This window comes from Salinimicrobium profundisediminis (genome assembly GCF_026241755.1).
Classification (GTDB): domain Bacteria; phylum Bacteroidota; class Bacteroidia; order Flavobacteriales; family Flavobacteriaceae; genus Salinimicrobium; species Salinimicrobium profundisediminis.
The window spans coordinates 39,106-52,680 of the sequence record NZ_JAPJDA010000019.1; the positions used below are offsets into that span (position 1 = coordinate 39,106).

General features: G+C 41.2%; 11 protein-coding genes. 6 read left to right on the plus strand and 5 right to left on the minus strand.

Annotated features, from left to right (window positions below; all coding sequences use genetic code 11):
- The first annotated feature begins 6 nt into the window (after positions 1-6).
- The 5 genes from OQ279_RS12225 to OQ279_RS12245 all read left to right on the plus strand — a co-directional run bounded on the left by OQ279_RS12225 (position 7) and on the right by OQ279_RS12245 (position 4,861).
- Positions 7-1,296, plus strand: a complete 1,290-nt coding sequence (locus OQ279_RS12225; protein WP_266070220.1) for a polysaccharide deacetylase family protein — start codon at positions 7-9, stop codon at positions 1,294-1,296.
- Positions 1,283-1,972: a YjjG family noncanonical pyrimidine nucleotidase gene (locus OQ279_RS12230; RefSeq protein ID WP_266070221.1), complete on the plus strand. Its 690-nt coding sequence runs from the start codon at positions 1,283-1,285 to the stop codon at positions 1,970-1,972. The genes OQ279_RS12225 and OQ279_RS12230 overlap by 14 nt, the downstream gene beginning before the upstream one ends.
- A 77-nt stretch (positions 1,973-2,049) precedes the next feature.
- Entirely contained in the window at positions 2,050-2,556 is a 507-nt protein-coding gene (locus OQ279_RS12235) for a hypothetical protein (protein ID WP_266070223.1), read from the plus strand.
- A complete protein-coding gene (locus OQ279_RS12240) occupies positions 2,556-3,947 on the plus strand; it encodes a DUF5723 family protein (protein WP_266070224.1) in 1,392 nt (463 codons plus the stop codon). The genes OQ279_RS12235 and OQ279_RS12240 overlap by 1 nt, the downstream gene beginning before the upstream one ends.
- Complete coding sequence (locus OQ279_RS12245) at positions 3,944-4,861, plus strand: hypothetical protein (protein WP_266070225.1); 918 nt, start codon at positions 3,944-3,946, stop codon at positions 4,859-4,861. The genes OQ279_RS12240 and OQ279_RS12245 overlap by 4 nt, the downstream gene beginning before the upstream one ends.
- Here the strand turns inward: OQ279_RS12245 and OQ279_RS12250 are convergent.
- The gene (locus OQ279_RS12250; RefSeq protein WP_266070226.1) at positions 4,855-6,132 is read right to left on the minus strand and encodes a replication-associated recombination protein A; all 1,278 of its coding nucleotides are present in this window, start codon (positions 6,130-6,132) and stop codon (positions 4,855-4,857) included. The two genes, OQ279_RS12245 and OQ279_RS12250, sit on opposite strands and share 7 nt — an antisense overlap.
- A 174-nt stretch (positions 6,133-6,306) precedes the next feature.
- Here OQ279_RS12250 and OQ279_RS12255 point away from each other — a divergent pair, with 174 nt between their 5' ends.
- Complete coding sequence (locus OQ279_RS12255) at positions 6,307-7,056, plus strand: rhomboid family intramembrane serine protease (protein WP_266070227.1); 750 nt, start codon at positions 6,307-6,309, stop codon at positions 7,054-7,056.
- A gap of 7 nt (positions 7,057-7,063) precedes the next feature.
- On the opposite strand, the gene rlmB is transcribed toward OQ279_RS12255, so the two are convergent.
- The 4 genes from rlmB to OQ279_RS12275 are packed head-to-tail and all read right to left on the minus strand — an operon-like array spanning position 7,064 to position 13,575.
- A complete protein-coding gene (gene rlmB / locus OQ279_RS12260; RefSeq protein ID WP_266070228.1) occupies positions 7,064-7,801 on the minus strand; it encodes a 23S rRNA (guanosine(2251)-2'-O)-methyltransferase RlmB in 738 nt (245 codons plus the stop codon).
- A 52-nt stretch (positions 7,802-7,853) separates the two neighbouring features.
- Positions 7,854-9,596, minus strand: a complete 1,743-nt coding sequence (locus tag OQ279_RS12265) for a hypothetical protein (protein WP_266070229.1) — start codon at positions 9,594-9,596, stop codon at positions 7,854-7,856.
- 7 nt (positions 9,597-9,603) lie between these two features.
- On the minus strand, positions 9,604-10,800 hold the full coding sequence (locus OQ279_RS12270) for a DUF4249 domain-containing protein (protein WP_266070230.1): 1,197 nt from the start codon (positions 10,798-10,800) through the stop codon (positions 9,604-9,606).
- A 12-nt stretch (positions 10,801-10,812) separates the two neighbouring features.
- Positions 10,813-13,575, minus strand: a complete 2,763-nt coding sequence (locus OQ279_RS12275; RefSeq protein ID WP_266070232.1) for a TonB-dependent receptor — start codon at positions 13,573-13,575, stop codon at positions 10,813-10,815.

A 13,575-nucleotide genomic window follows, 5' to 3' on the forward strand; every position in this document is an offset into this window, starting at 1 on the left:
ATATTTATGCTGCTGGTATACACCCAAAAAATTACACCTAGAATTACTTATGTATTTAAACACGTATGTACTCAAATTTTAGGTTTGCCTGTTGGCTTCACATCAAAGATTGAAGAATTTGTGGCCCATGAAGGCATGAAGCTCTCCTACGGAAAGCAGAGTCTGGCAAATGAGGTCTTTATTCAGAATGTAGATCTTTTGCTGGAGCAGGGAATGAACGATCTTGAAGTAAAGGTTCAGGAATGGGATGGGGTACCCTGTTTTTTTGCGGTGGGAGAAACCAGCTCGATCCCCTTTGACATTTTTGCGGCTTCTTTTTACCTGCTTAGCCGGTACGAAGAATATCTGCCGCATGTAAAAGACAAAGAAGGTAGATTTCAGGCGAGTGAAAGTCTGGCTTTTCAGGAAGGTTTTCTTGAAAAACCGGTCATTGATATTTGGGCGCAAAAATTCCGGCAGGTTCTAAGTGATAAATTTCCGAATCAAAAATTTCCGAAGAGACAGTTCACCACTCAAACTATCGTCGCTGTCACTGAAGCTTACTGCTATAAAAAAAAGGGAATTGTAAGAGTGGTTTTGGGATTGTTGCTGGATCTAATTAGGTTTAAACCCAAGTACGTGTTGCACCGGTTGCAGGTAATGACCAAAATGAAAAAAGATCCTTATGATATTTACACAAAGGTCATCCAGTTTTTGAAAAAATACCGTGTGCCCATGAAGTTCATGTTTCAGGTAAGCGATTTTTCTACTTACGACAGGAATATCAACCACAATCGGTTGGAGCTGCAAAGCCTCATTAAATCGGTAGCCGATTATGCCGAAGTTGGCCTGCAGCCGGGATATTATGCAAATCAAAAATTCGGGGTTTTAAAGGAAGAAAAAAAGCGAATGGAGGAAATTATTAAGAGGCCGGTAGAGAGTGCGATCAACAATCATTATAATTTGTTGCTGCCCGATACCTATAACCACATGGTAGAACTTGAATTTCAAAAAGATTTCTCCATGGGCTATCCCGAGGCTGTAGGCTTACGGGCAGGCACCTGTACTCCTTTTTTGTTCTATGATCTCAATTTTGAAATCACCACGCCATTACTCGTGAATCCATACGCCATTAATTCTGAAGCTTTCGGAAAATTAAAAGAAAATGAAATAGAGTATAAGGTTCTCGAAATAAAACGACAAATCTCTATGGTTGAAGGAAAATTAATTTCCGTATTTACGAATAAAGATTTTTCCGAATATGCCAATGCAAGAAGGAATTTTTCAATTTTAAAGATGCTTAATGAAATTCAGTAACATTCGTCACATATTTTTTGATCTCGATCATACCTTATGGGATTTTGACCGCAACTCGGGGCTTGCCTTTAATTCAATTTTTGAAAAGCACCAGATAAAAGTGAGGCTCGAGGAGTTTCTTGCAATATATGCGCCCATAAATGCCAATTACTGGAAGCTGTATAGAGATGACAAGGTCACACAAGAAGATCTTCGCTATGGCCGGCTGCGTGACTCTTTTAAAGGTATGAATGTAAATGTTACAGATTCTCAGATAAAACAGCTAAGTATAGATTATATTGAGCATTTGCCGAAACATAATTACCTGCTTGCCGGCACGGTTGAAGTGCTCGATTACCTGCGCCCGCTATATAAACTGCACATCATCACCAATGGGTTTAAAGAAGTTCAGTATAAAAAACTGGAAAGTTCAGGCATCCTCAAATATTTTTCTTCCATTACTACTTCTGAAGATGTGGGAGTGAAAAAACCCAATCCAAAAATCTTTGAAGTCGCTCTAGGAAAGGCGGAAGCAAAAGTGGAAGAAAGTATCATGATAGGTGATAATCTTGAAGCTGATATTTTAGGTGCCAAAGACTTCGGAATGCAGGCTATACTGTATAACTACTATAAAACTGAATATGCTACAGATCATCATCAGGTGATGGAAATGAAGGAATTAACCCGCTATTTGTAATAAGCAGAAGTAAATTTCGTTAGATTTAGAACTGTATGAAGATGTCCTGGAGAAATTGCTTTTCAAAAATGGCCTTTTTGGCACTCCTCACAGTCTGTACTTCCTGTGTTAAGGATGTTGATCTTGACCAGACTGATGAGATTGTGCTCTCACCCGAAGCCGCCGTCGATCTTATTTTCTTTGATCTTGTTGATGAAGAATTCAACGTTGTCTCTAGCAGCGGGGTAACAGCAAAAGACGAAACCAGGCTCGATTTTCTAGATGATGACTACATACAAAATGACCTGGTGCGGGCCGATTTCAACTTCAGGTTCACCAACACCTTTGAGAGTCACTTAACTGCAATTATAAGATTTCTTTCCCCTGCAAACGGGGTGCAGCATACTGTCCTGGTTTCAATTCCCCGTGGAAGTATAGAAACACCGTCAGTAGTAGATTACACCGAAATTATTAATGAAGCCCAGATAAATAGAATAAGAAGAAGTATAAAAGTGTCTGTTGAAGTAACAAGACATGACCCGTCGGCGGTTGCAGGATCTTTGCAGCTCGCTTCAAAAGGGTTTTTCTACTTTGAATTCAAATAATGAGAGTATTTTTCTTCCTCTTCATATTAACGCTTTCTCAGGGAATATTGGCCCAAAACAAACAGCTGCTGTACAATTTTGACGATTTGCCTCAAACCCTTTTACTAAATCCGGGAGCCGAAACCAATTTTGATATGCATCTTGGCCTTCCGCTTTTGTCACAGATCCATCTGTCTGCAGGGTCTTCAGGCGTGAATATGTATGACATTTTCAGGGAGGATGGAGGTTCCATTAATGACAGAATTAGAAAAACGTTGCACAAGCTTTCCAAAAATGATTTTTTTACAGTCAACCAGCAACTTGAGATCTTTTCTATTGGTTGGCGTGACCAGCGAAGAAGGTATTATACAGCCGGGATTTACCAGGAATTTGATGCCTTTGTGTACTTTCCCAAAGATCCTGCGGTGCTGGCTTATGAAGGGAATAAAAATTACATCGGGCGAAATTTCGATTTTTCGGATGCTGCTTTCACTGCCGAGGTGCTCAACGTTTTTCACCTGGGTTTTACCAATTATTATTCTGAAGATTTAAACTACGGTTTCCGCGGAAAAATTTATTCCGGAATTTTTAATGCCCACAGTGTAGATAATACCGGCATTTTTAGAACCGAACTTTCCCCTGAAGGCCCCAACCTTTACCGGCATTATATGTCGCAGGTCGATATCTTGATAAACACAGCCGGGTGGGACGAACTTACAGATTCTGATGCTACCAACAGGCAACTTATGGCAAGCTTCTTAAAAAAGGCATTTTTGGGAGGTAATATTGGGTTGGGCCTCGATGCCGGCTTCACCTGGTATCCTTCAGATCAATACAGGGTAACCGCGAGCCTGCTGGATATTGGCTTTATGCGACAAACTAAAAATGTAGAAAATTACAGGTATTACGGAGATTACCAAACCGATGGGATTGAGCTGCTTTTTCCGGGTACGCGTGAGTATTGGGACGAGTGGGAAGACAATCTGGATAAAAACCTGAAAGATGAAACCTTGACCAATTCTTACACCACATGGCGACCTGTAAAGTTCAATGCCTCGGTAGATTTCGGGTTTTCTGAAAATGCCGAACCCTGTAACTGCTACAGGCCAATGGGCAGGAGAAGATATTTTAACCATCTTGGAGCCCAGTTTTTCGCTGTAAAACGGCCCCGGGGGCTCAACTTTGCCACCACCCTTTACTACGATAAAACCTTTAATAATAACTTTAGAGGAAAAATTACTTATACAGCCGATTCCTATTCGTTTTCAAATATCGGGCTCCTGTTTTCTGCCAGACTTTCCAATTTTAATGTTTATCTTGCTGCAGATAATCTTCTGGATTATACCAATCTCGCCAAGGCGCAGAATGCTTCGGTGCAGCTTGGGGTCCAACTAATGTTTAGCAGGGAATGAGAACCATTTTTTTCTTTTTTGTCTTTTTATTCGGAATAACAAGTAACACTTTTGGGCAGGATGTCAATAAGTACAAATATGTGCTGGTACCACAGGAATTTGAATTCCTGAAGCATCCAAACCAGTATCAGGTAAACGCACTTACCGCTTTCTTGTTAGAAAAATATGGTTTTGACGCACTTTACGAAGAGAAGATCCCGGCTAATATGGGACTTTGTGATGTGCTTAAAGTCAATGTTCATAATGAATCGAGCCTATTTCGTTCCAGGCTTTACGTCACTTTAGAAAACTGTAATGATGAGGTGGTGTTCACTTCAAAAACAGGATCGAGCAGGGAGAAGAACTATAAAAAATCCTATCATGAAGCTTTAAGGGAAGCTTTTACTTCTTTTGAAGGGGCAGAACTTATAAAAAGCGGGTTTGCTGTTGCGGAAACTTCTGCGGAAAAAAATCCTGCTGAAGTTGTAATAGATCCTGTACCCGCGGCCAAAGATATTCAGGAAGAAGCTTCCGAAGTAATTATAGATCCTGTACCGGCTGTTAATAATACTCAGGAACAGGCTTCTGAAGTTGTTGTTGATCCTGTGGTAACTTCCGAAGAAATAGAAGAAGCTACAGAAGAATCTTCGGCACTTCCTGAAGTAGTTCAGAAGAATGAGAATTTGCAGTTTGTAAATGGTGCAATCACCTATAAACTGGTGAAAACACCGGCTGGTTATGACCTTTACAGGGAAGGAGAACCAGGTAAATTTGGAACTTTACTCAAATCGGGTGGGGGAGAGAATTACCTTTATTCTTCAAAAAACATCTCCGGAAATGCCTTTTTTGACACCCATGGAAACCTGGTCGTTGAATATCTTGATCCTAATTCCCAGCAACTCATCAGCGTAAAATATTCTCAGAAAGGTCAATAACCGTATTTGCCTTTCCAGCGTTTTTGCAGAAAATCCCTTTGTGCCTGCTCCCGCTGATTATTCCCGGGACGAAAGAACGCATGATTGCTTATTTCCTTCGGAAGAAATTCGGCTGCGGCAAAATTATTTTCATAATTATGGGCGTATTTATAATCTTCTCCATATCCTAAATCTTTCATGAGCTTGGTGGGCGCATTTCGTATGGCCAAAGGCACAGGAAGATTCCCGGTCTTTTTTACCATCGCCTGGGCCTCGTTGATAGCCATGTAAGAAGCGTTCGATTTTGGGGAAGTGGCCAGGTAAATACAGCACTGGCTTAAAATGATCCTGGATTCGGGGTGGCCAATGGTAGAAACAGCCTGAAAAGTGTTATTTGCGAGGATCAAAGCCGTGGGGTTCGCATTGCCAATATCTTCGGAAGCCAAAATGAGTAAGCGGCGGGCAATGAATTTCACATCCTCGCCACCTTCTATCATTCGGGCCAGCCAGTACACAGCTGCATTGGGATCACTACCCCTTATCGATTTGATAAAAGCCGAAATTATATCATAGTGCTGCTCCCCGGTCTTGTCATAAAGCACCGTGTTTTGCTGAACTTTGTTCATCACCATATCGTTGGTGATCACTACTTTGTCTTCTTCTTCAGAAGTAACCACGAGTTCAAAAATGTTGAGCAACTTTCGGGCATCACCGCCGCTAAGTCTTAGTAGCGCCTCTGTTTCCTGTAATTCAATCTGTTTTTTGGAGATGACTTCGTCTTCAGATATCGCTCTTTTCAGCAAAGCAATAAGATCGTCTTTTGAGAAAGAGTTGAGTACGTAAACCTGGCTTCGTGAGAGTAAAGCGGGAATAACTTCAAAACTTGGGTTCTCGGTTGTTGCTCCAATGAGGGTGATCCAGCCTTTTTCTACTGCACCTAAAAGCGAATCCTGCTGAGATTTACTAAACCTGTGAATTTCATCTATAAAGAGAATAGGATTTTTTGTGGTGAAGAGGCCGTCGCTTTTTTTTGCTTTTTCTATAACTTCCCTTACATCTTTAACGCCGCTGCTAATGGCGCTAAGGGTAAAGAACGGGCGGCCAGATTCGGTAGCTATAATATTTGCCAGGGTGGTTTTACCCACTCCCGGAGGCCCCCAAAAAATAATGCTGGGTATGATGTCCCTCTTAATTTGTTTGCGAAGAGCGGCATCAGGCCCCACCAGGTGTTGCTGCGATAAGTAATCATCTAATGTTAGGGGACGTAATCTTTCGGCTAAAGGTTTATTCATGAGGTAAAAATAGTAAATTGAGTACTCTTGCAGAAAATGCAGGCGGTATAAGTTTTCTTAGTGACGAACTGGCAGCATGAGGTTCTTTTCAAAAAAATGTGTGTTAAAAATGTCATTTTTGAAAGGTATTTGAACAGCAGTTTTAATTGGTTAACTTTTTGCAAAGCCAAAGGTATGAGAGTACAAAAATCAGCAAATTCTGAACCATTTGTTTTCACTACGGGGGTGGTGGGCTATCCCCTGATCTTTGTACTGGCTATTTGGATAGTATTTTGGATGGAAATACGCTTTGGGTGGGACTTCACGAGCTTTGGAATTTACCCGCGAACCCTTGAGGGGCTTAGAGGTATAATTTTTTCCCCTTTTATACACAGTGGGATAAAGCATTTGTTTCACAATACGGTTCCGCTGTTCGTTCTTACGCTTTCCCTCTTTTACTTTTACCGGAAATTAAGCTGGAAAATCCTCTTTTTTGGGCTCCTGCTGTCGGGGTTCCTTACATGGCTTATTGGGAGGCCCGCTTTTCATATAGGGGCTTCAGGAATGATCTATGTGCTGGCGGGATTTTTATTCTTTAAAGGTATTTTCTCGAGATACTTCAGACTGGTAGCTCTTTCCCTGATCGTGGTTTTTCTTTACGGCGGACTTTTATGGTACATCACACCAATTGATCCTAAAATTTCGTGGGAAGGTCACCTGGCGGGGCTTCTTTCAGGATTGATCTTTGCACTCATTTACAGGCAGAATGTTGCCCGTGCCCCAAAATATGAATGGGAAAAAGAAACTTATAGGGAAGAAGAAGACCCTTTTATGCGGCATTTTGACGAAAACGGGAACTTCATTGAAAACCCCGATGGAGAGGACGAGCCGCTATATGTTTACCATTATAAACGAGAGGAAAAGGACAGGCCAAAGGAAGAGTAATATTTTGCTAATCCAGTCTCTGTCGCATCACTTCATAAAGAAAAGCACCACAGGCTACAGAAACATTTAAGCTGCCAATACTGCCCTGCATGGGGAGTTTGGCTTTGTCGTCAACCAGCTTGAGCACAGATTCAGAAATTCCTTTGCCTTCATTTCCCATTACCATTGCCGTGGGCTCTTTAAAATCTACGGAATAAAGCAGCTTGTCGGTCTTTTCTGTGGCTGCTACCACTTTAATGCCCGAGCCCTGCATGTAGAAAATGGCATCTTTGATATGATCTACCTTGATAAGCGGAATTTTAAAGATCGCCCCGGCAGAAGTCTTCACCGTATCGGCAGTTACGGGAGCGCCCCCTTTTTTCTGAATGATAATTGCGTTTACACCACAACATTCGGCAGTTCTAATGATCGCACCAAAATTCCGAACATCATCTACCTGATCAAGTAAAAGAAAGAGCGGGGCGGTTTCCTGTTGAAGCGCCTTTTCAACTTCAGAAGCAAGATCGGCAAATTGAACGGGCGAGATCTTTGCCACAACACCCTGGTGATTTCCTTTTACCAGTCGGTTCAACTTTTCTACAGGGACGTAAGAAATGTTGTATTCGCCAGATTTAGTTTTTTGCTGTAATTCCTGAAATAACTGGCCGCTAAGACCTTTTTGAACAAAGATCTTGTCTATGGTCTCATTATTCTGAATGGCTTCAATTACGGCACGTATTCCAAAAATGGTGGTTGTATCTTTCATGGTGCAAAGATAGAGATAAATGAATGGCTGCCGAAAACTCTTGAAAATTACTTTATTCTTCAGCCTGCACTGTAAAAGTTCTTTTTACAGACACAGGTTTTCCTGAATTTGTGAACCCTTCAAGATGAATTTCAAAAGTTCCGGGAACATCAGAAGTGAAGAAATCCATATTTTCTTCGGAAGAATCTATTTCTACTGAAGGCACCCACAGAAGTTGTGTTCTTAGATCTGGAATCCTTGACAGTGGATTATCTGAAGAAGTGGCATAAGACTGTTTAAAATAGTTCTTGCCGGCTTCAGGAAGTTTCATTGCTACTCTTTTAATGTAATCCTGGTTTAAAGTTTCAGAAAAATTTCCCTCGATCGTTTCAACATCAACAATTCCGGCGAAAATATGAGAGCCTAAAAAGAAGTTATCCCTCAAAATCTTTATGCTCTTCACGTATTTTGCCGGGTAGTTGATCAAGAGGTCGTGATCTTGTACCATAGCGCCGTCTACGATAAGCAGCGCCGGAAGATAAAAATTCGTTGCGCCGTCTGTCTGGTTTATCACGAATTGAGAGCCGTCTTTGCTCCTGGCCAGGTGGGCAAACATGACAATTTCAACCATTGTTTCTTTTATAGTGGGAAACCGGGTGTAGTCATCCAGATTGTAGACGGTAGGCTCTTGAGTGTAAAAAGGTTCTTTTTCAGTTATAACTTTTAAAGTGTCGGGTTTAACGCTGTAATATGCATTTTCAATCTGAACCTGTACGCTGCGGTCAAGAATATAATCTTTCATGGCAGGGGTAATCTTAAAATCGGCGAACTTCAAATCAGGATTGGAGATTTGAGGTAAAGGATCAAGTTTGATCTCATAATTTTCGGTTTCATCTCCTAAAATTTGCATTAAAGCTTCGGGGGTGTCGTAGGCTTCATCTAAATTGAGATAGAATTTCCCCTGCTTGTTTGTAGTTGCGATCTTGAGCATGTAATCTTCACCCGGAAGGGAGAAAGCCAGTTTCTTTCCTGATAAATTGCGGGCTGCTTCTGGCGTTTTTGCCACAATTCGGCCGGAGATGAGATTGCCTCTTGCTTCAGGAAGAAAGACGGAATCTATTTTTTGACGTGTAGCAGGAAAAGAAAGGTCAAAATTTTCAGAAGTAAATTTCTTCGGAATAGAAATACTATCTGTTTTTCTAACGGAAAGCGAATAATCTCCCGGAACCCCTTCTAGATCTACTGCAACTTTCTCTCTCCTGCCAAAAATGTCATTTTCCAGAATGATTTTTACAGGGCTATTTTCACTCTTAACTGAATTTTTTCCTGAGTCAGGATTTGGAGATATGGACGGGATTTCTTCAGAAGTTGATAAAATGGCCGAAGAATCGCCGCGATATGGATTAACTATGGCCACATCACCTGCGAAATAAGTGTCGTGATTCCTCATCCAGTTGGAATAGCTCAATAATTTGTAATTTCCGGATGGTACCGTGGTAGGAATAAAGAAATCTCCCTGCGCCTGTCCGTTTTTCAGCAGGAGTTTGTGCTTGAAAATGCTATTTCCATCTTCACTTATTAATTCTACATAAGCGACTTTGCTCACTCCGCTGAATTCCTCCGTATCCTTTTCAAGATTGTAGAGCTTATAATACAGGTATTCCCCCGGAAAAAGCAAGGAGGAATTGTAGTGGACAAAAATCTTTTCCTGCGGAACTTTTTCGAGCAGTGCTGCACCGGCTGAACTATCTACTGCCTGTGCAAAAAAATGCAGCGGGAGTAAGAAACAGGTAAGTGTGAAAAAAAGGTATTTCATATTCATTTTATTCAGTCCAAAAATCGGGTGCCTGGTTGGTGCCATAAACGGTGCAGTCTACACATTCGGTGGCAATAACTCTCATGGGGCCTTCGCCTAATTCCCCCGGAACAGGTGCCCCGGCCATGCTGTAATATCGAACTGTACCACCTTTGATCATACCAATTGGGGTGTCATAGTTCTCTCCCGGCCTAAATATTAAACAAGATTCGGGAAATTGTGGTCGGCGTTCATCAAATTCAAAGAAATCATGATAGTTAAAAAATACCCTTTTTGAAGAGGTAGAGGAGAGGGTAAAGAAGCCTATAACTTTCTCATCTTCATTAGCAGCCCGAATATTACCACTTACAAAACCCGGCTGCGTTGGGCTCAAAACACTTCCTGAACCCGAGATTTTCTTAAGGGTAGAATAATAAGAAAAGGCTTCGGGAGTTAAAGAATATTGTTTTACCAAAATGCTGTAACGCTGGGCCAGTACAGGGTTTTCTTGGTCTATGAATCGCACTACGAAAGATTTGAGATCATTCTCGCTAAGGGAACTTGTGTTAGAGATAATTATTTCTTTAGACGGCACCGTGTTGTAACATACCGTTTCCTGACGGGTATTTGGAACCACACTCCAGTCGTTTCCCTCAAACTTTATGGTATTGCGCACCGTATATGGAGAGACAATTTTATAGGTTTCTTCATACTCGTATAACGCATACCTTGAGGCCGAAGAAGTATATTCACTGTCTACCATTAGTGCAACTCCATCTTCTCCCTGGTAGAAACTGCGTTCGGCATAAAGATTATCGATTTTAGCTCCCGGGATCAAAGTGGCGGGATCTGAAATATAAGAGCTTCCATCCCGGGTATCGATTTGAAGCTGGTAAGTGCGTTGTGGCCCGGCAGCAAATTTGGTGCTGGAAAGATAAGTTCCCGGTGTATCTGATTCGTAGAACTGAAATTGGGTGCCTGTATCATCGGTTACGGTAACAGTTGCATTTGTTTCTGCAGCAGGTATTTGCTTTTCGAGTTCGTAGGTGCGTGTGAGCCTGACTTCCTGGGTTTTGAGTTCATCGGTAATTAAAGCTTCTACAACCAGAAGGTTCTCATAAGTTTCTGTTTCAAATTCGTATGGCTCCACACAGCTGTTAGTGATCATTGAAAAAATGAACAAAAGAAACAGGCGAATGACAGATTTAGTGTTGATACATTTCATATTCTCTCCGCTTTAAAATCTGAAATTATAGGTGATTGTAGGTACCGGAATTGAAAAAATAGAGCTTTTATAAGCTTTTACTTCTCCTTCTTCAGTCACAAAAAATACTGAATACGGATTGTTTCTTCCCAATACGTTGTAAACTGAAATATTCCAGAAACTGTGTGCAAATTTCTTGATCTTGTGATTTCCTTCTACGTTAAAACTGAGGTCAAGGCGGTAGTAATCTGGAATCCTGAATTTGTTTCGGTCGCTGTAAAGCACATATTCAATTCCATTTTGATAGTATTTCCCGGTGGGGAAGGTGACGGGGCGCCCGGTTTGATATACAAAATTAGCTGAGAAACTGAACCGATGGGTTAGTTTATAATTGGCTACTATGCTTAGGTCATGAGGTTTATCGTAATTGGCGGGAAAAAATTCGCCGTTATTCACCTGCTGTTCATTAAAAGCTCCGTTGAGTTTTAGTTCAGATTTGGAGTAGGTGTAGCCCAGCCATCCGTTCAATCGGCCTTCGGTTTTTTTCAGAAGAAATTCGGCTCCAAAAGAGCGGCCTTCTCCCTGTAAAACTTCAGTTTCAATATTTTCATTCAGAAAAAGTTGCGCTCCCACTTTGTAATCAAGGATATTACTTGATTCTTTGTAATAACCTTCTACACTCACTTCATACATATTGTTGTTGAAGTTCTTGTAAAGCCCAAAAGAATATTGGTGGGCACGTTGAGGCTTTATATTTTTATCGGTGAGTTTGTAAGTATCGGTAGGGGAGACCGTGGTGTTGTTAGAAAGGGTGTGAATATACTGGTAAGCATTGTTGTAACTAAGCTTTAAGGAAAGATCGGGAAGCAGGAAATAACGTGCCGAGAGGCGTACTTCGGGTCCGCCGTAGGTTTCCATAACTTCATTTTTTCCGTAGTGAACGGTATCAATTACAGTAGCTTCAGATTTTGGAAGGCCTTCTTCATAAATTTTCTGGTTCTTTTCACCAAGTGCGGCATAATGAGAATAGCGAAGGCCGCCGCTAAGAAGCAGTTTGTCATTAACTGTAAAATTATCGGCAAGATAGATAGCAGACTCCAGGCCTTTTTCCTTAGCAATCTCAAGGGGTTGAATAATAGATTCGCTTCCCAGAGGCTCTATTTTACCGGGGTGCACATTATAGAGCTTGGTTGAAATTCCATAATCAAATTTATGAGCAGCACTATGAAGGTACCTCATGTTCAATTTTACTTCAGTTTCATTGATCTTATAACCTGAAGTAAAGTTATTGTTGAATTCGCTTTCGTAATCTATATCAAAGTTATAATGGCTGTTGGTGAGGATAAGGCTACCGTCATTTTTTTCATTAAACTTATGATTGAGTTTCATGGAGAACAGCAGGTTCTGATAGTTAAAGAGAGAATCAGAAGTAATGCTGTAGTTGTCACGGCTGAGGTAGCCGGTGGTCTTTAAGCTGGTCCTGTCATTAAATTTGTGGTTATACTTTGCAATGACATCGTAAAAGGAAGCTTTGCTGTCTTTTAGGGATTCTTCGTCCAGGTTTTTTAAAATCCAGTCGGAATAGGTGCTTCTTCCGCCAATGAGTAACCCCGATTTCTCTTTAATCACCGGAATTTCAAGAGCAACATTGCTGGTTACCGGCCCCACCGAAACTTCTCCTGCAAATTTCTGGGTATTTGCATCTTTGGAGGTGATATCAAAAACTGAAGAAAGCCTGCCACCAAACCGCGCCGGGATATTTCCTTTATAAATGGTCATGTCTCCAGTGGTAAAAGGATTTACGGCAGAGAAAATTCCGAAGAAATGAGCAGGATTGTAAAGCACTGCATCATCTATCAAAATGAGGTTTTGGTCGGTTTTCCCGCCCCTTACGTTAAACCCTGCAGATCCCTCACCCGTGGTGGAAATTCCCGGAAGAGTAACTGCTACTTTCATAACATCCCTTTCTCCCAGGACCAGGGGTATATTTTTGATTTCACTTATGTCAATATCTTCTGTGCCCCCAATGGCATCTTCTACGTTCTCGGCCTGGTTAGAATCTACCAATACTTCTCCCAATAGTTCATAATCTTCCTTAAGGCTTAAGTTGTAAGTGCCGTCGCTAAAGATGACCAGCCGGGTCACCACGTCTTCATTTCCCAAAGATCTTGTCTCTAAAAGGTGTTCTCCTGCTGGCAATCTCAGGTTATAATTTCCATTGATATCGGTAACTGTACCTATAGTTGTTCCCTGAACAATGATAGAAAGGTTGGAGATAGGTTCTCCAGTTTCCTGGTTTGTTGCCTGCCCACTTAAGTTGAAAGTTCCGGTGCCTGAAGTCTGAGTTTCTTTACCTATAAATATTGTCTTGCTTGTTGCTTTGGGGCTGTTGCTTTGAGTGTAGAAAACAGGATTATATTCTTTAATCTCTTTTGGTCTTTCAGGAGCTATTTGTGTCGTGTCTGGGAAGAACCCCTGAGGTAATTGATTATATATAATATTGCTTTTTGTGATGACCACTCTGTTGTTGTCTAGAAAGTAGTAATTGAGAAGAGTTTGCTCAAGTACCTTTTTTAAGACTTCAGATACAGGGGTTTGGTTGTAGTTGGCTGTTACCTGTGTGCCTTTTACCCATTCTTCTACATAAAAAAAGTGGAAGCCTGTTTGCTGTTCTATTTCGCCAAAAACCTGTTCTAAGGTAGTTTGTTCTAAAGAAAGAGAAACTTTAGGAGATTCTTCCTGAGCCGTGAGGTGCTGCAGAGAAAAAAGTATTAGCAGGGTAACAAAATTCTTCAA